Here is a 17839-nt window from a genome sequence, read left to right as displayed (position 1 = left end):
CGCGGAATCGTAACAGTGGCGGTGCTTTGGCGTAACTCGGGTGCGTGCGCTTCACGGATCACTATCGCGGTGGGCGGCGCGAGCTCTTTGATCCTTTTAATGCTAGGTCTTCGAGTCATGCTGGACCGCGACCTCGCAGCGATCTACGGCGTGAAGACCGGCCGGCTCAACGAGGCCGTGAAGCGCAACGCCGATCGGTTTCCCGGAGACTTCATGTTCCAACTCAGCCGGGGCTACAACGTGAAGCACTTGCCGTACGCCTTCACCGAACACGGAGCGATTCAAGCGGCCAACGTTTTGAACTCACCGCGCGCCGTGACGATGGGCATCCACGTGGTGCGGGCATTCGTCCAGTTGCGCGATTTGTTGGCTTCCAACAGAGAGCTGGCGCGGAAGTTTGCTGAGTTGGAGCGCAAGCTCGCGACTCATGATCAGGCGATCACGGGAATATTGAAGGCCATCCAGGAGCTTATGAATCCGCCGGCCCCGCGTCGCCGTGGCATCGGCTTTACTGCCGACTTTTGAGCTCGAACGTTTCCCGCGGGGGAGATGGTGCCGGTGGAGGGAATCGAACCCACACGCTTTTAAGGGCGGCGGATTTTGAGTCCGCTGCGTCTACCAGTTCCGCCACACCGGCTACGGGGGGAAACGAAGGGCGGCGATTATAGCGGATAGTCGCGGGCCGGCCACAACCACTTTTTTGCGACCTTTTGGTCGCGGGCGGCATCCAACCTGACGATGTCGCACTTTCAGGGTATCGAGGTCGCCGCTGAAGTGGTCCGGGCAGCCCAGGCGGGCGAGGCGCGGGCCCATGAGGTCATCTATTTGGCCTGTCGCCGGCCCATCTATTCCCTGATCCGGCGCCTGGTGGTGCGCGCGGCCATTGCCGACGAGCTGTTCCAAGAGACCTTCGTGGAGGTTCTCCGCAACGTGGGAGCGTATAGCGGGGAGGGGGCTTTCGGCGGTTGGGTGAGGAGTATCGCGGTCAGCAAGTGCTTGATGTACTTGCGTTCGCCGTGGCATCGCAGCCTGCTGTACATGGATAACGACGATGACGAGTCGACCGCGCCAGTGGTGCTGTTGGACACGGCGTCGCATCCGGATGCGCAGGCCGCGGCGAGTGCCGACGTGGAGCGTGCTTTGGCTACCTTGCCTGCGCTGACGCGCAGTGTGGTGTGGCTGCACGACGTAGAGGGTTACACACACGCGGAGATTGGGCGCTTGCTGGGACGGACGGCGAGCTTTTCGAAGTCGCAGCTGTCGCGGGCGCATGCCCGTTTGCGCGAGCTGTTGGAGCAACCGGCGGAATCATCGTCATGCACGCACGTATCGAGCATTTGTTGAGTCTGCGGGACGCCGAGCCGGTGCCGGCAGAGGTGGCCGAGCACGTCCGCGCCTGCCCGATTTGCACCGGTGAGCTACAGCGCCTGTCCACGATCCGTGGGGAATTGCAGGCGTTGCCGCAGTTCGAGCCGCCAGCGCTGGCGTGGGATCGGATCCGTCAAACCGTCCCTGAACATAATCGCGGACTGCGGCCGCATCGGGTCGGGCTGGCGGCCGCGGCCGCGGCGGCGATCACTCTGACAGTAATCGCATTGGTCACGGGCTATGCCGACAGGCGCAATGCCGACGCGGCTGCCGAGTTGGCGCAGGTGGTGCCTCAGGTCGAGGACGCGATCCCGCATGTAAATGAGTTGGTCGCTCAGTCGCAGGAACTCGAACAGCTCCTGCGCAAGCTGCCCGATCGGCCTCGCATCGAGCGCGTGTCCACGGCCGCGACCATCGACACGATCGAGCAGCGCATTCAGTGGCTGGACTTCCAGCTCTCCAGTGCGCCCGAAGGCGATTTGAGCGAAGCGCAGTCGCGGCAGTTGTGGCGCGAGCGCGTGGAATTGATGGATTCGCTGGTGAAGGTGCGCTACGCGGAAGCCGGCGCGCTCTGGTTTTGATACTAGGAGTACCAAGCATGCACACCAGATCATTGCGTTCGACGAAGCGGATTCGCGTCGCATTGCTGGCCATTGCCGCGGTGGTCGCCACGGCATCGGTCACGGCGGCGGAAGTCGAGAAGAAGCCCGCGGAGTCACAGGCTGAGATCGAGAAGAAGCTCGAAGATGCTCGCCGCCGGCTCGACGTGGCGGCGCGCGAAGTCGCCGAGTTGAGCATGTCGATGTCTGAGAACTCGGTGCCGTCGATGCGCCCGTTCGCGGCGTTCGGTCCGCCGCGCGCCTTGCTAGGAATCAACCTCGGACCGCGCGGCGAAGAGCCGGCCGAAGGTGTTCCGGTGCTCAGCGTGAGCCCGGGTGGCGCGGCCGAAAGCGCGGGCTTGAAAGCAGGTGACGTGCTACTCGCCATTGGCGACAAGCAACTGAAGCGCGATGGCGAGCAGTCTCCCCGCGAGGTGTTGCTCAATGAGTTGGGCAACGTGAAGCCGGGCGAGAAGGTACAGATCAAGTATCGCCGCGATAACAAGGTCGCGACGGTCGCCGTGACGCCGCAAGCGCCGGATCGTTTGTTCGCCGTTCCGCCGGTGGCCATGCGTGGCAAGTTCGCAGGCGGTGGGCCGGGCTTCGCGGTCTCGCCGCTGGCATCGATGCGCGCGGTCGGTGTGTTCGGCTCGACTGAACTGGTGCCGCTCACTCCCAAGCTGGGTCAGTACTTCGGTACTGAGAAGGGCTTGCTGGTCGTGCGTGCGCCGTCGGACAGCCGCCTGAAATTGGAAGATGGCGACGTGATCGTCGATATCGACGGACGCACGCCGGCCAATCCGTCGCACGCGTTTCGCATCCTCGGTTCTTATCAGGCCGGCGAGAAGCTGACGCTCAACGTGTTGCGCCAGAAGAAGAAGGTGTCGTTCGATATCACGGTGCCGGACGATCCCATCGGGGCGCGGAGCGGGCCGATGATTTTCGAGCATCGACTGGACGGTCCGGAAGGACCCGGCGGTCCTGGGCCCCGCGGGCCCAACGGCCCTCGTGGCAACATCATCATCGGACCGGGCCCAGGGCCCGGCAGCGCCGTGCCACTACCACCGCCGCCCCCGGGTGGCCCGGAGCGGGGCCTCAGTATTGTCATTGATGAGCCGGCGTAACCCGGTCCCCTGATCGAGTCCCCTTGAGGGGCGTGGCTGCGCCCCCCAACCCCAAAGCCGCTGGTTCCACCACCAGCGGCTTTTCTCTGCTACCTTGCGCGCCCCATGCGGCGCAGCGACTTCGCTTACGACCTGCCGGTCGATCTGATTGCTCAACATCCTCCGCGCGAGCGGGCGGGAGGCCGGCTGCTGCACGTTGCGCTGGCAGCGCCGCTGCAGGACCTGAAATTCACCGACTTGCCTGACTTGCTGAATCCCGGCGATCTGCTGGTTTTCAACGACACGCGGGTGATTCCAGCGCGCGTGCATGGCGTGAAACCCACCGGCGGGCAAGTGGAAGTCCTGCTCGAGCGAGTGCTCGAGGGAAATCGCATTCTCGCGCATGTGAAAGCCGGCAAGCCGCTGCGACCCGACGCGCCGGTGGCTCTGACCGGCGGTGCCGAAGCACGCTTCATCGCTCGTCACGAGGATCTGTTCGAGCTGCAGCTCAACGTCGAGCCGCTGGCTTATTTCGAACAGTACGGCGCGATGCCGCTGCCTCCTTATATAGACCGTGGCGCCGAAGCAGACGATGCGGATCGTTATCAAACCATCTACGCACGCGAGCCGGGTGCAGTTGCGGCGCCGACGGCGGGGCTGCACTTCGACGATCAAGTGCTGGCTCGTTGCAAGGCCAAGGGTATCGACTCGACGTTTGTGACATTGCATGTCGGCGCCGGCACGTTTCAAAACATTCGCGTCGACGACTTGCAACAACATCGCATGCACGCCGAGCGGATCAGTGTGAGTGCCGACGCTTGTGCCGCCATCGCTGCGACTAAAACGCGCGGCGGGCGAGTGGTCGCCGTCGGTACGACGGTGGTGCGCTCGTTGGAATCAGCGGCGCAATTGGAAACGTTGCAGCCTTACGAGGGCGAGACGCGACTGTTCATTACGCCGGGGTATCAGTTTCGCGTGATCGATGCGTTGGTCACGAATTTTCATTTGCCCGAATCGACGCTATTGATGCTGGTCTGTGCGTTCGGTGGCTTCGATCAGGTCATCGATGCGTATAAACATGCGGTCGCGCAGCGCTATCGTTTCTTCAGCTACGGTGATGCGATGTTCTTGGAGCGTCGTTAGTTCATGGGAATGCAGTTTCAACTTTTGGGTTCCGATAGCGGCGCGCGTCGCGGCCGTTTGACTTTTCCTCGCGGCGTGGTCGAGACGCCCATTTTCATGCCGGTCGGCACTTACGGCACCGTGAAAGCGATGACGCCGGAAGAGCTCGTCGGCATGGGCGCGCAGATCGTGCTCGGCAATACGTTTCATTTGATGTTGCGTCCGGGCATGCCGGTGATTCGGGCTCACGACGGGCTGCATCGGTTCATGCATTGGGACAAGCCGATACTCACCGACTCGGGTGGCTTCCAGGTGTTCAGCCTGGCCACCATGCGCAAGATCACCGAAGAGGGCGTGAACTTCCGCTCGCCCATCAATGGCGATGCCGTGATGCTGACGCCGGAAAGATCCATGCAAGTGCAAAAGGATCTCGACTCCGACGTCGTTATGATTTTCGACGAGTGCACGCCCTATCCGGCGACCGAAGCGGAAGCGCGTCGGTCGATGGAGCTGTCGTTGCGTTGGGCGTTGCGTAGTCGTGCCGAGTTCGATCGGCTACAGAATCCCAATGCGCTGTTCGGCATCGTTCAAGGTGGCATGTATACAGCGTTGCGCCAGGAATCGGCCGCGGGTTTGCGAGAGATCGGTTTCGACGGTTATGCCGTCGGCGGTCTGGCCGTCGGCGAGCCCAAAGAGGAGCGGGAGCGCATGCTCGATGGCATCGTTTCGCACCTGCCCACCGATAAGCCGCGCTATTTGATGGGGGTGGGCACGCCCGAGGACTTGGTCGAAGCGGTGCGCCGGGGCGTCGACATGTTCGATTGCGTCATGCCGACACGCAATGCTCGCAACGGTCACCTGTTCACCAGCACTGGCGTGGTTCGGATTCGCAATGCTCAGTACGAGACTGACACCCGACCCGTGGATGAAGCGTGCCCGTGCTATACCTGCACGAATTACACCCGAGCTTATTTGCGTCACCTGGACCGCTGCGGCGAAATCCTGGCCGCGCGGCTCGGCAGCATTCATAATCTGCACTTCTATTTGTCCCTGATGCAGTCCATGCGCACTGCCATCGACGAGCAGCGTTTCGAGGCCTTTGTCGCGGATTTTTATGCGCGCCGGTCACGCAGCGATGCCAGCGAATGACACCCGCCCTCGCCCGATTTAGCGATTCATAACACTGCATGCTCGCCGATCTGCCCACCGCGCCTTGGTTTCGCCGCCTGCTAGTTTCGGGCTTGATCCTGGGCATTCTGCTGTTGACCTTCACGGTCCTGCAGCCGTTCATCGTGCCGTTGATCTGGGGCGCGATCCTGGCGTACGTGGCCTGGCCGATGCATTTGCGCGTGTTGAAAATGTGTGGCGGGCGCAGTCCGCCGGCGGCACTCATCAGCACCATCATCGTCACCATCATCATCGTCGTGCCGCTGGTGTGGCTGATCCTGATGTTACGAGTCGAGGCGGTGGCTGCGTATGCCGAGATCCAGGAATTCCTGGCCAAGCATCCGATGCTGCCGGAAGCGATTCGCGATCTGCCGTACGTGGGCGCGCAAGCTCAGCAAATCCTGGATCAACTCGCTGCCGATCCGAAGGCGTTGCGTGGTCAGTTCCTGGTGATGATGGAACAGTCGTCGGTGGAAGTGACGCGGCTCATCGGTGGCGCGGGTCGTAACATCGCCAAGCTGTTCTTCGCCGTGTTCTCGATGTACTTCCTGTTGCGAGACGGGCCGCGATTGATGCGTGAAGCGCGGGCTGTGCTGGAAGGAATTCTGGGCCCTCGCGTGCACGATTACATCGACGCCGCGGGCTACACGACCCAAGCCGTGGTGTATGCGTTGATGCTCGGCGCGTTGGCGCAGGGTGTGGTGGCCGGCATCGGCTACTGGATCTTCGGTGTGGAAGCGCCGGTGTTGATGGGTGCAGTCACCGTGATCATTGCGCTGATTCCGTTCGGCGCGCCGATGGTGTGGGGCAGTCTCGCGACCTGGGCATTGATCCGCGGCGAGATGGTCGACGGCGTCGGCCTGATTCTGTGGGGTCTGATTCTGGTCAGCTGGGTGGACAACATCGTGCGGCCGCTGGTGATTTCCAACGCGACCCGGATGCCGTTCCTGTTAGTGGTGTTCGGTGTGCTCGGCGGTGTGCTGGCGTTCGGCCTGGTGGGCTTGTTCATCGGCCCGGTGTTGCTGGCGGTGTCGCTCGCCATCTGGCGCGAATGGTTGGAAGAACATTCCACCAAGGACGACGTGGCGACCTCGACTCACCAGCCTTAAGTCGTCGTCACGGTCTTGCGTAGCAGGATCTTGTCGATGCGCACGCCGTCCATGTCCATGATCTCGATCTTCAGATCGCGCCAGGTCAGGGTGTCGCCGGCTTTGGGAATGCGGCCGAGGCGGGCGAGCACGAAGCCGGCCACGGTGTGATAGTCGCGGCCGCCCATGTCACGGCGGCCCAAGCGCTGTTGTAACTCTTCGATGGGCATGTGCCCGTCCACCAGCCAAGAACCGTCTTCGCGTTGCACGTACTCGGCGCGCTCGCGACTGCCGAGGTCAGGCAGCTCGCCGGCGATCGCTTTGAGAATGTCGATGGGCGTGGTGATGCCTTCGATTTCGCCGTATTCGTCGGTCACCACCGCCAGGTGGGTGCTGGAGCGCTGAAACTGATCCAACAGCTGTAACACCGAGATCGAGTCGGGAATGTGCAGTGGCGGGTCCAGGTCGCGTTCCGGATCCAGTTCGCCCCGGTGCAGCGCTTCGCTCATGTCGGCCAGCGTGATCATGCCGAGCAGGTTGTCGAACTTTTCGCGCGACACCAGGAAGCGCGCATGGCCGCTTTCCTTGGCTCGTTGCCACAGCACTTCGATGGGCTCTTCGATGTCCAGCCAGATCACGTCCTGACGCGGAATCATGATGGAGCCGACCTTGCGGTCGGCCAGTGCCAGCACGCCTTCCAGCAAACGGCGCTCTGAAGCCAGGAATACACCGGCAGTGGTGCCTTCAGCGACCAGCGCGCGCACGTCGTCTTCAGTGACTGCCTGCTGAGGCGCAGACGACACCGGTAATAGTTTCAGCAGTCGGTTCACGGTCACGCGCAACAACCAGACGAACGGCACCATGGCGGTGGCGAACAAGCGCATCACCGGCGCGATGATCACGGCCAAGGACTCGGCGTGTAACAAAGCCACGCGCTTGGGCATCAGTTCGCCCAGGATCAAGGACACGAAGGTCACCAGCGCCACTACCACCACATAGGCGGTTTCTTCGGCGTAGCGGGCGTGCAGGCCGAGGTCTACCAGCTGCCGGGCCAATGGATCGGCAAATACGTTGGTGCTGTAGATGCCGGTGACGAACGAGATGACGGTGATGCCGATCTGAATGGCCGACAGCAGGGTGGTGGGGTCGGCCATCAGGGCCAGGGCTGACTTGGCGCCGGCGCGACCCTGGTCAGCGGCGGCCTGCAGACGTGCCCGCTTGGCGGCGACCAGCGCCATTTCCGACAGCGCGAAGAATCCGTTCAACAGGATCAACAGCAGCAAGATCAGCAGATCGCGGGAAAGCATGTAGAGGGTTCGGCCTCGCCGGGCGACTCAGAGGGCTGCACAGTGTACGGCAGTGAGCATCTGGATAGTGGCGTGGGGGGCGGTGTGTATAATGCGCCGCTCTTTCGCCGGCCCGGCAGGCCTCCGGGTGCGCGCTCGCATGCGTCGGCAGCGGCCGTTTCCTTAGGTTTTCCGTTAGTTTTTAGTAGTTTTCGGGGGCATTGCAAGATGGATTGGTTGATCTCCACCGCAGCCGCGCAGGCGACCGGCGCCCCGGCCCAACCCAATTTCCTGACCACGTTCGGCCCGCTGGTGCTGATTTTCGTGGTGTTCTATTTCCTGCTGATCCGGCCGCAGACCAAGCGCGCCAAAGAACATCGCGCCATGGTGACTGCACTGGAAGTGGGCGCCGAGGTGGTCACTAACGGCGGCATCCTCGGCAAAGTGACCGAGGTCAGCGAGCAGTTCCTCACCGTCGAAGTGTCTCCTGGCGTCAACGTCAAGGTGCAGCGTCATGCCGTGGCGCAAGTGCTTCCCAAGGGCACGTTGAAAAGCGTCTAACTCCTTCGGTAGCGCCGGTGCCCAGCCGCCGGCGCTATCCGCGACTCACAACTACACATGTATCAATTCGCCAAGTGGAAATACTGGCTGGTCATCATCGTGATGGTGGTCGGCACGCTGTACGCGTTACCCAACGTGTTCGGCGAGGGGCCGGCGCTACAGCTGTCACGTAACGACCGGCAGGCCATGGACCAGGCCAGCGCCGACAAAGTGCAAGGGCTGCTCGACGCCGACAGCATTCCGGTGGAAGCGTCCTACACCCAGAAGGACCGTTTGGTGTTGCGCTTCAAAGACAGCGAGACCCAAGGCAAGGCCCGCACCGCCATCGCCAGCCATGGCGAAGGCGAATATCTGGTGGCCTTGTCGACGGCCTCGCGCGCTCCGGATTGGATGCGCCGTTGGGGCATCAAGCCGATGAGTCTCGGCCTGGATCTGCGGGGCGGCGTGCATTTCGTGTACGAAGTGGATGTCGAAGGCGCGGTCGTGCAAGCCATCGATCGATTGGAGCGCGACACTCGCACCACTCTGCGTGACAAGCGTATTCCCTATGGCGCCGTCACCACGGTGAACGATGTGGTGCGCGTGTCACTGCGTAGCTCGGACGATCTGAGCAAGGCGCAGGACGCGTTGAAGACGCCCGATGGCGGCATTCAGCTGACCACCAGCCAAAGCGCCGAAGGTCCGGTCATCGAAATGCGCATGACCCCGGCCGAAGTCAAACGCCGCCAGGACATCGCGGTTCAACAAAACATCACCACGCTGCGTAATCGCGTCGACGAACTCGGCATCTCCGAGCCCATCGTGACCCGGCAGGCGGTGAATCGCATCGTCGTGCAGCTGCCCGGCGTGCAGGATCCGAACGAAGCGATCCGCGTGCTCGGTGCCACCGCGACCCTGGAATTCCGCCTGGTCGACGAGACCAACAATCCCTACGAGGCCGAACAGACCAAGCGCGTGCCCATCGGCTCGAAGCTGCTGAAGGAACGCGACGGCCGGCCCATCCTGCTCAAGCGCGACATCATCGCCACTGGCGAGCAGTTGTCCGATGCCACTTCCGGCTTCTCCGAAGGTTCGCCCGAAGTGAACGTGCAGCTCGACGCGCGCGGCGGTCAGTCGATGCTCGAAGCCACGCGCGACAACGTCGGCAAGCGCATGGCCGTGGTGTACATCGAAAAGAAACAATTGGCGCAGGGCGAGCGCTGCGAAGGTCAGCGTAACGGCGATCTGTGTACCGAAGAGAAGGTGATCAGCGCCGCGACCATCCAGAGCGTGCTGTCGTCGCGCTTCCGCATCACCGGCCTGCAAGCGGTCGAGTCGCGCGAGCTGGCGTTGCTGCTGCGTTCCGGTGCACTGGCCGCTCCGCAGACCATCGTCGAGCAGCGTTCGGTCGGCCCGAGCCTGGGTCAGGACAACATCGATCGCGGCATTCGCGCCATGGCCATCGGCCTGTTGCTGACGTTCGCGTTCATGGCGGTGTACTACCGCGCGTTCGGCTGGATCGCCAACCTGGTGTTGTTCTCGAACTTGATCCTCACCGTCGGCATGTTGTCGATGCTGCAAGCCTCGTTGTCGTTGCCGGGTATCGCTGCCGTGGTCTTCCACATGGGTATCGCGGTCGACGCCAACATCCTGATCTACGAACGTATTCGCGAAGAGTTACGCAACGGCAACTCGCCGCTGGCGGCGATCAATGTCGGTTTCGAAAAAGCCTTTGCCACCATCGCCGACTCCAACGTCACTACGTTGATCGCCGGCGTGGTGCTGTTCGCGTTCGGCACCGGCACCATCCGCAGCTTCGCCATCGTGATGACGCTCGGTATCGTCACGTCCCTGTTCACGTCGGTAGTCGGCAGCCGCGCCCTGGTCCATGCGATCTGGGGTCGTCGTCGTCGTCTCGACCACTTGTCCATTTAAGGAAGTACCGCCATGGAGTTCTTCCACAAGGTCACCAAGTACCCGTTCATGCACACCCGCAAGGTGTGGTACGGGGTGTCGGGCGTGGCCATCATCGCGTCCATCGTGTTGTTGTTCGTGCACGGCTTGAATCTGGGCATCGACTTCACCGGCGGCGTGGTGCTGGAGTTCGCTTATCCCAAGACGGCCAACATCGAACGCACGCGTGGCGCGTTGTCCGAAGCGGGCTTCCACGAAGCTCAAGTACAAAACTTCGGCGATGAGCACACGGTGCTGGTGCGTCTGTTGCCCACCGAGGGCCAGGACGTGAACCAGGTCAGCAAGTCGGTGACCGACGCGCTGAAAAAGATCGATCCCGATGTCGAGCTGCGTCGTGCCGAAGTGGTCGGCCCGCAGGTGGGCGAGGAGCTCACCAACCAAGGCGGCCTGGCCATCCTGTTCACCTTCGTGCTGATCGGCATCTACACCTGGTTCCGTTTCCAATGGAAGATGGGTGTCAGCGCCGTGATCGCGACCTTGCACGATCCGTTGCTGATCCTGGGCTTTTTCGCGGTCACCGACATTCCGTTCGACCTGGCGGTGCTGGCCGCCATCCTGGCCGTCATCGGTTACTCGCTCAACGACACCGTGGTGGTGTTCGACCGGGTACGTGAGAACTTCCACTCGATGCGCCGAGCCTCGGCCGAAGAAATCATGGACGCGTCCATCAACCAGACGTTGTCCCGAACCATCATCACCTCGGGCGCCACGTTGCTGGTGGTGGTGGTGTTGCTGATCGAAGGCGGCGAGACGCTGCGTGGCTTCTCGTGGGCACTGACCATCGGCATCCTGGTCGGCACGTACTCATCGATCTACGTCGCCGGCGCGCTGGCGCTGGACATGAAGCTGTCGGCGCAGGACTTGATCGAACAAAAGAAAGACACCTCCGAGCTCGACGCGATTCCATAACGAGCCCGGAACCTGAGAGCCTCATGGCGGATACCGCAATAACACCAGCAATAGCGGCACTGCCATGAGTTGGATGGTCTGGGTAGTCTTCTTCGCTCTGTATCTCGGCGTGCTGGCGCTGGACCTGGTGGTCCTGCACCGGGAATCCAAAGAGATGAGCGTCCGCCAGGCACTCGGCTGGACCGTGGTGTGGGTGCTGGTGGCGCTGTCGTTCTCCGGCCTGGTGTACGGCGTTTACGAACACCACTGGTTCGATTGGCGAGTTGCCCCGGACTCGCCCAGCGGTTCTGAAGCCGCGATTCAATACATCACCGGCTACTTGCTCGAGTGGTCGCTGTCGGTCGACAACATCTTCGTGATCGCCGTGATCTTCACCTACATGAAGATCCCGAGTCAGTATCAGTACCGCGTGCTGTTCTGGGGCATCGTCGGCGCCATCCTGTTGCGTGGTGCGATGATCGCGGCCGGTGCGGCGCTGATCCATGCGTTCGATTGGATGTTTTACGTGTTCGGCGCCATCCTGCTGCTGTCCGCGGCGCGCATGCTCAAGAGCGAGGATGACGAGTTCGATCCGGGCAAGAGCGTGCTGGTGAAAATCGCCCGGCGCGTTTATCCGGTCACCGACCAGCTCGATGGCGAACGCTTCTTCACCGTGGTCAACGGCGCCAAGGCCGCCACACCGTTGTTCGTCACGTTGTTGCTGGTGGACTTCGCCGACGTGGTGTTCGCAGTCGATTCCATCCCGGCCATCTTCGCGGTCACGCAAGAGCCGTTCATCGTCTTCACTTCGAACGCCTTCGCCATCCTCGGCCTGCGTTCGCTGTATTTCGCCATTGCCGGTCTGATGATGATGTTCAAGTACATCAAGTTCAGCCTGATCTTTATCCTGGCGTTCGTCGGCGTGAAGATGATGTTGCATCATCATCTGGAAATCCCGCACGCCATTTCGCTCGGTGTGATCGTCGGCTTCCTGGCGATCGGTGTAGTGGCATCGTTGTGGTCGACCCGGCGCGAAGCTGCGCGCGGTGCCGTCGATCTGCGCAACGATTGAGATTCATGACTTTTATTGCATGAGGTCCCGACTGTGGAATTTTTGACCGATCCTCAGGTATGGCTGGCGTTCGTGACGCTGACGGCCCTGGAGATCGTCCTCGGCATCGACAACATCATTTTCATTTCCATCCTGGTCGGACGCTTGCCGCCCGAACAGCGCGCCCGAGGCCGCACCATCGGTCTGGCGCTCGCGATGATCACGCGCATCCTGTTGTTGCTGTCGATCACTTGGGTGATGGGCCTGTCGGCGGAACTGTTCTCGGTCATGGGCCACGGCTTCTCGGGCCGCGACTTGATCTTGTTCGGCGGCGGCTTGTTCCTGGTGGCCAAGAGCACCATGGAGATTCACGGCAGTCTGGAAGGCGAGCAGGAACAGCGCGAATCCAAGGGCCGAGCGACGTTCAACTCGGTGATCATTCAGATTGCCATCATCGACATCGTGTTCTCGCTGGACTCGGTGATCACCGCGGTCGGCATGGCTGACGACGTCGAAGTGATGATCGCCGCGGTGGTCGTGGCCGTGTTGATGATGATGTTCCTGGCCGGCCCGATCAGCGACTTCGTCGACCGGCATCCGACCGTCAAGATGCTGGCCCTGGCGTTCCTGATCCTGATCGGCGTGGCGCTGGTGGGCGAAGGTCTGGGCGAGTCGGTGGGCTTCCACATCCCCAAGGGCTACATCTACTTCGCCATGGCGTTCTCGGTGGCGGTGGAAATGCTGAACATCAGGGTACGCAAGGGGCGCCATCCGCCGGAAGAGCCGGTGCAATTGCGTAAGAAAATCGAGGAAGAGTAGGAAACGCTGGTGGAGTCGTAGCGCTCGTTCGTCTTGACTCCAAGTGCGCTCGAGTTAACCGAGCGAGACGAGCGCTTAGCGATCCTGGCTTTTTTTCGTGTTTCCGGTCATCCCAGGGCCGCCAGACGCTTTTTGTTCTTGGTGTCCAGATATAAGTTATAGAGCGCGACGAACAGCGGGAAAAGATTCGACATGATGCCGACCGAGTCGTTCTTGCCGAAGATGAAATAGGCCAGTAGCAGCACGCTGCCGACGGCGCTCATGTACCAGAACAGGGTGGGCATGACCGGCTTGCCGGAAGCCTTGGACGCGGCCAGCTGGACGAACCAGCGGCCGGCGAACAGGAACACACCGAGGTAGCCGACCAGCTTCCACGAGGTGATCGTGACGCCGAACATCACCAGCAGGACGTCGTTCATAGCGAATCGAGTTTCTCAAAAGCCCATTGATGGGCGCGACTTTACCGATATTAGCCCCGTTACGGTGCCCGCGATTTACCGGGTGGACCGCGACGGTGCGCCCATGTTTCGAGCCGCCGGATGCAGCGCAAGTCGGGTGACGTGCGCTGGCCGATGAGCCTATGATCCGCTCCGCCTTGCACCCCAGGCTGCTGGCGCGCGGTGTGTTCCCTTAATTCCGGTCCAAGTGCCGGCATTGCAGATCCGAGGAAACCGACATAATGAATTGGCGTATCAAACCTCTCGCCGATATTTTGGCGAGCGCCGAGAAGAAATCGCTGGCGCGCACCCTGGGCGCGTTCCAGTTGACCATGCTCGGCATCGGCGCCGTGATCGGCACCGGTATTTTCGTGCTGACCTCGGAGGCCGCGCAAAAGGCCGGTCCCGGCATGATGATGTCGTTCGTGATCGCCGGCTTCGTCTGCGCCGTCACGGCGTTGTGTTACGCAGAGCTGGCCGCGATGGTGCCGGTCTCAGGCTCCGCCTACACCTATTCGTATGCAGTGCTCGGCGAAGTGGTCGCCTGGATGGTGGGCTGGGCCCTGATCCTGGAATACGCGGTGGCCGCCAGCGCCGTCTCGGTCGGATGGTCGAATTACTTCGTCGGCTTGATGGAACGATCCTTTGGCATAGACCTCCCCGCGGCCTTCACCAGCGGCCTGCATGTCGGCGGCATCATGAACGTGCCGGCTGCCGTGATCGCTCTGTTGGTCACTGGTCTGCTGGTGCTCGGTACGCGTGAGAGCGCCACCGTGAACGCGATCCTGGTCAGCGTGAAAGTCGCTGCGTTGACGCTGTTCGTCGCCTTGGCAGTGCCGGTGATGAACATGGACAACTTCGAACCGTTCTCGCCGAACGGCTTCATCGGTGAAATCTCCGGCATGGGCATCGCCGGCGCCGCCGCTTCCATCTTCTTCGCTTACGTTGGTTTCGACGCGGTCTCCACCGCAGCGGAGGAAACCAAGAACCCCCAACGCAACATGCCCATCGGCTTGATCGGCAGCTTGGTGATCTGCACGATTTTCTACATCCTGGTCGCCGGTGGCGCCGTGGGTACGATCGGCGCGCAGCCGGTGATCGATCCCGCCACCAACCTGGCCTATGAGCCGGGCAGTGCCGACATGGCGATCGCCTGCCGTCAGCCGGCCGAGGCCGACAAGCTGGTGTGCAGCGGCGAGCCGCTGGCGCACGTGTTGGATCAGATCGGCTGGAAGAAGGTGTCGCAGCTGATCGGCTTGGCCGCGTTCCTGGCGCTGCCGTCGGTGATTCTGATGATGTTGTTCGGCCAGACGCGCATCTTCTTTGCGATGGCGCGTGACAAGCTATTGCCGTTCAACGAGGCGCTGACCCGCATTCATCCCAAGTTCCAGACGCCGCACGTGGTGACGATCGTCACGGGTCTTGCGGTTACGGTGTTCGCTGCGTTCTTCCCGGTCGGCGTGCTGGCCGATCTTTCCAATAGCGGCACGCTGTTCGCGTTCCTCACGGTCGCCGCTGGCGTGATGATTCTTCGCAAGCGCGAGCCGGATCGTCATCGCCCGTTCCGCGCCCCTGGCGTGTGGATCGTTGCGCCGCTGGCGATGGCTGGCTGCGCGTTCTTGATGTTCTCGCTGCCGCTGCGCACGCAGCTGACGTTCTTTGTGTGGGCCGGCATCGGGTTGGTCGTGTACGCCGTCTACGGCTACAAGCGCAGCCCGCTTGGCCAGAAGCAGTAACGTCACAGTAAGGTAGGAAACACGGCCGCTGGGCTTCAGGTCCAGCGGCCGTTTTTATTGTCAGGTCAGTTCGGGCGGAACGTGCGGAGCCAGTAGCTCCAGCAAAGGCGCATGCACCTTCGGCGTGCCGGCCAAAATATTGCCGCCCTGTTTGTACTCCGTCCCCTGCAGCGAACTCACCAACCCGCCTGCCTCAGTAATCAGCAGAGTCCCCGCCGCCGTATCCCAAGGCGACAGCCCGAACTCCCAAAACGCATCGAGTCGACCCGCCGCCACGTAAGCCAGATCCAGCGCTGCCGCGCCCGGCCGGCGGATACCGGCAGTCGCTTGAGTCACCGCCTTGAACATGGCCATGTAGTTGTCCAGCCAATGCAAGTTGGTGCGATAAGGAAAGCCGGTGCCGATCAGCGACCGGTCCAAGCCCACATGCGGGCTGACGCGAATGCGTCGGCCATCCAACTGCGCGCCTTCGCCGCGAGAAGCGGTGAACAGCTCTTGTCGTAGCGGGTCGTAAACCACCGCGTGTTCCATGCGCCCACGACGCTGCACGCCGATGGAAACGGCGAATTGAGGAAAGCCATGCAAGTAGTTGGTGGTGCCGTCGAGCGGATCGATGATCCACACGAATTCGCTATCGGGGGAGCCGCCGTGCGAACCGCTTTCCTCGGCCAGGAAGGCGTGATCGGGGTAGCTCTTACGCACCGTCTCGATGATTTCCATCTCGGCCTGGGTGTCGATCTCCGAGACGAAATCGTTCTGCCCCTTCTGGCGAATGTCGAGGCGATGGACGCGGTTCATACCGCGAACGATGACTTCTCCGGCACGGCGGGCGGCACGGACGGCGATATTGAGCAAAGGCTGCATGCGACGAAACCTCGAACGAACCCCCGATCCGAAGCAACGGACCAGGGTAGGGGCAGGGGATGGTAAAGAGCGTGGCAGCGAAACTGCCGGGGGGCGTTAGAATACCCCATTACGATGAGTATTCGTGTCGTCCTGGTCGATCCCAACCACCCCGGTAACATCGGTGCGGTGGCGCGCGCCATGAAAAACATGGGGCTGAATGAGCTGCACCTGGTGCGGCCCAAGGCTTTTCCGCATGCGGAGGCAACGGCGCGCGCGTCCGGTGCAGACGACGTGCTGGAAGCGGCCCGGGTGCACCAGGAATTCGACGACGCCATTGCCGATTGCGGCTTCGTGGTCGGCACCAGTGCTCGGCATCGCTATTTGAGCTTCGACCTAGTGGAGCCGCGCGAATGCGCTCAGCTGGTGGCTGAGGCCGCTCAGCTCGGCAATGTCGCGTTGGTGTTCGGCTCGGAAAAGTACGGGCTGTCGAACGTCGAGCTGGCTCGTTGCCACCGGCTGGTGACCATTCCCACCGCCGGCGAGTACGCCTCGCTGAATCTGGCCATGGCCGTGCAGGTCATCGCATATGACATCATGTTGGCGACTCGCCCCGGCGCACCCACGCCGCAACCACCTGAAGTACCGTTCGCCACCGCGCGCGAAATGGAGTTGCTGTACGAGCACTTCGATCGCGTGCTGGAAGACATCGATTTTCGCGACCGCACCGGTGGCGGTCATCTGATGGCGCGCATCCGACGCTTGTTCAATCGCGCGCGCCTGGATCAGAACGAAATGAACATCCTTCGTGGCATCCTGACCGCCGTGCAAGCGCGCCGACGCACGGCCGGCAAGTCTGTGTCCTCATGAATTCCGCCAAGACCATCTATCTCGATTACGCCGCCACCACGCCCGTCGACCCTCGGGTCGCCGAGCTGATGATCGAATGCCTGCGTCCCGACGGCGCGCACGGCAATCCTTCATCCGGCCACACCTTCGGCACTCGCGCTCGAGCGATGGTGGAGAAGGCCAGGCAACAAGTCGCAGCGGCAATTGGCGCGCGGCCGGAATGCATCATCTGGACGTCGGGTGCGACTGAGTCGGACAACCTTGCGATCCTCGGCGTTGCTCGCTTTCATGCGGATCGCGGCCGTCATGTCATCACTGCCAAGACCGAGCACAAAGCGGTGCTCGATGCCTTCAAGCAGCTCGAAAAAGAAGGCTTCGAGGTCACCTGGCTCAAGCCTGGCAGCGACGGCATCGTGCGGCCGGAACAGGTGCGCGAAGCGTTGCGGCCTGATACCCAGTTGGTCTCGCTCATGCACGTCAACAACGAGACGGGCGTGATTCAGGACGTCGCCGCCATCGGCGCGATTTGTCGCGAGCGAAACATCCCGTTCCATGTCGACGCTGCGCAAAGCGCCGGCAAGCTGCCGTTGAACGTCGAGACGATGAACATCGATTTGTTATCACTCACGGCGCACAAGGCTTATGGCCCCAAGGGCATTGGCGTTTTGTACGTGCGTCGCCGGCCGCCGCTGGGCTTGCGGCCGCTGTTCTACGGCGGCGGGCAAGAGACGGGTCTGCGTTCGGGCACGTTGCCGACCCATCAGATCGTCGGCATGGGCCTGGCGTTCGAACTCGGCGAGCGTGATCGTGAAGCGGACGTCGCTCGCCTCAGTGTGCTGCGTGAGCGGCTGTGGCAGGGCTTGAATGACATCGGCGGCGTCGAGCTGAACGGTCATCCCACCGAGCGCGTGGCCGGCGTGCTGAACGTTTGTTTCCACAACGTCGAAGGCGAGAGCTTGCGCTTCGGGC

At 62.1% G+C, this 17839-nt stretch carries 18 protein-coding genes and 1 tRNA gene; 15 read left to right on the top strand and 4 right to left on the bottom strand.

Translation table 11 applies throughout. The annotated features are described in order from the left end of the window. The first annotated feature begins 99 nt into the window (after positions 1 to 99). Positions 100 to 525 (top strand): ORF6N domain-containing protein, encoded by a 426-nt coding sequence (locus JNL55_RS21025; RefSeq protein WP_293858419.1) that lies wholly within the window; start codon positions 100 to 102, stop codon positions 523 to 525. A 25-nt stretch (positions 526 to 550) separates the two neighbouring features. On the opposite strand, the gene JNL55_RS21020 is transcribed toward JNL55_RS21025, so the two are convergent. Then, positions 551 to 637, bottom strand: a tRNA-Leu gene (locus JNL55_RS21020). A 101-nt stretch (positions 638 to 738) separates the two neighbouring features. Between JNL55_RS21020 and JNL55_RS21015 the strand changes: the two genes are divergently transcribed. The 6 genes from JNL55_RS21015 (at position 739) to JNL55_RS20990 (ending at position 6468) form a co-directional block, all read left to right on the top strand. Then, positions 739 to 1344 (top strand): RNA polymerase sigma factor, encoded by a 606-nt coding sequence (locus JNL55_RS21015; RefSeq protein WP_293858372.1) that lies wholly within the window; start codon positions 739 to 741, stop codon positions 1342 to 1344. Continuing rightward, a complete protein-coding gene (locus tag JNL55_RS21010; protein WP_293858369.1) occupies positions 1317 to 1949 on the top strand; it encodes a hypothetical protein in 633 nt (210 codons plus the stop codon). The genes JNL55_RS21015 and JNL55_RS21010 overlap by 28 nt, the downstream gene beginning before the upstream one ends. Positions 1950 to 1966: 17 nt before the next feature. Continuing rightward, positions 1967 to 3091 carry a PDZ domain-containing protein gene (locus JNL55_RS21005; RefSeq protein ID WP_293858366.1) on the top strand — a complete coding sequence of 375 codons (1125 nt, stop codon included), beginning with the start codon at positions 1967 to 1969 and terminating at the stop codon, positions 3089 to 3091. Between the two features lie 105 nt (positions 3092 to 3196). Then, entirely contained in the window at positions 3197 to 4213 is a 1017-nt protein-coding gene (queA, locus tag JNL55_RS21000; protein WP_293858363.1) for a tRNA preQ1(34) S-adenosylmethionine ribosyltransferase-isomerase QueA, read from the top strand. Between the two features lie 9 nt (positions 4214 to 4222). Then, a complete protein-coding gene (gene tgt, locus JNL55_RS20995) occupies positions 4223 to 5341 on the top strand; it encodes a tRNA guanosine(34) transglycosylase Tgt (RefSeq protein WP_293858360.1) in 1119 nt (372 codons plus the stop codon). Between the two features lie 38 nt (positions 5342 to 5379). After that, positions 5380 to 6468, top strand: a complete 1089-nt coding sequence (locus JNL55_RS20990; RefSeq protein WP_293858357.1) for an AI-2E family transporter — start codon at positions 5380 to 5382, stop codon at positions 6466 to 6468. On the opposite strand, the gene JNL55_RS20985 is transcribed toward JNL55_RS20990, so the two are convergent. Further along, a complete protein-coding gene (locus JNL55_RS20985) occupies positions 6465 to 7754 on the bottom strand; it encodes a hemolysin family protein (protein ID WP_293858354.1) in 1290 nt (429 codons plus the stop codon). The two genes, JNL55_RS20990 and JNL55_RS20985, sit on opposite strands and share 4 nt — an antisense overlap. Positions 7755 to 7961: 207 nt before the next feature. Here JNL55_RS20985 and yajC point away from each other — a divergent pair, with 207 nt between their 5' ends. From yajC to JNL55_RS20960, 5 genes are all read left to right on the top strand, one after another. Beyond that, positions 7962 to 8294, top strand: a complete 333-nt coding sequence (gene yajC, locus JNL55_RS20980) for a preprotein translocase subunit YajC (protein WP_293858351.1) — start codon at positions 7962 to 7964, stop codon at positions 8292 to 8294. 57 nt (positions 8295 to 8351) lie between these two features. Beyond that, complete coding sequence (secD, locus tag JNL55_RS20975) at positions 8352 to 10208, top strand: protein translocase subunit SecD (protein WP_293858348.1); 1857 nt, start codon at positions 8352 to 8354, stop codon at positions 10206 to 10208. A 12-nt stretch (positions 10209 to 10220) separates the two neighbouring features. Further along, positions 10221 to 11156: a protein translocase subunit SecF gene (secF, locus tag JNL55_RS20970; protein WP_293858345.1), complete on the top strand. Its 936-nt coding sequence runs from the start codon at positions 10221 to 10223 to the stop codon at positions 11154 to 11156. A gap of 64 nt (positions 11157 to 11220) precedes the next feature. Continuing rightward, positions 11221 to 12207, top strand: coding sequence for a TerC family protein (locus JNL55_RS20965; protein WP_293858342.1), 987 nt, complete (start codon positions 11221 to 11223; stop codon positions 12205 to 12207). Positions 12208 to 12240: 33 nt separating this feature from the next. Then, positions 12241 to 13005, top strand: coding sequence for a TerC family protein (locus JNL55_RS20960; RefSeq protein ID WP_293858339.1), 765 nt, complete (start codon positions 12241 to 12243; stop codon positions 13003 to 13005). A gap of 107 nt (positions 13006 to 13112) precedes the next feature. Here the strand turns inward: JNL55_RS20960 and JNL55_RS20955 are convergent, their stop codons facing one another. Then, positions 13113 to 13424 carry a lipid-A-disaccharide synthase N-terminal domain-containing protein gene (locus tag JNL55_RS20955; RefSeq protein WP_293858336.1) on the bottom strand — a complete coding sequence of 104 codons (312 nt, stop codon included), beginning with the start codon at positions 13422 to 13424 and terminating at the stop codon, positions 13113 to 13115. 260 nt (positions 13425 to 13684) lie between these two features. Between JNL55_RS20955 and JNL55_RS20950 the strand changes: the two genes are divergently transcribed. Then, a complete protein-coding gene (locus tag JNL55_RS20950) occupies positions 13685 to 15178 on the top strand; it encodes an amino acid permease (RefSeq protein ID WP_293858333.1) in 1494 nt (497 codons plus the stop codon). 60 nt (positions 15179 to 15238) lie between these two features. On the opposite strand, the gene JNL55_RS20945 is transcribed toward JNL55_RS20950, so the two are convergent. Continuing rightward, complete coding sequence (locus tag JNL55_RS20945; protein ID WP_293858330.1) at positions 15239 to 16042, bottom strand: inositol monophosphatase family protein; 804 nt, start codon at positions 16040 to 16042, stop codon at positions 15239 to 15241. Positions 16043 to 16156: 114 nt separating this feature from the next. On the opposite strand from JNL55_RS20945, the gene JNL55_RS20940 reads away from it, so the two are divergent. Further along, a complete protein-coding gene (locus JNL55_RS20940) occupies positions 16157 to 16891 on the top strand; it encodes an RNA methyltransferase (protein ID WP_293858327.1) in 735 nt (244 codons plus the stop codon). Continuing rightward, on the top strand, positions 16888 to 17839 hold a 952-nt coding region (locus tag JNL55_RS20935), incomplete at its 3' end, for a cysteine desulfurase family protein (RefSeq protein ID WP_293858324.1). The genes JNL55_RS20940 and JNL55_RS20935, both read left to right, overlap by 4 nt.

The sequence above is a fragment of the Steroidobacter sp. genome, assembly GCF_016790065.1.
Classification (GTDB): domain Bacteria; phylum Pseudomonadota; class Gammaproteobacteria; order Steroidobacterales; family Steroidobacteraceae; genus Steroidobacter.
The sequence above is the reverse complement of the archived record's forward strand: the minus strand, read 5'-3'. Positions and strand labels throughout refer to the sequence as shown.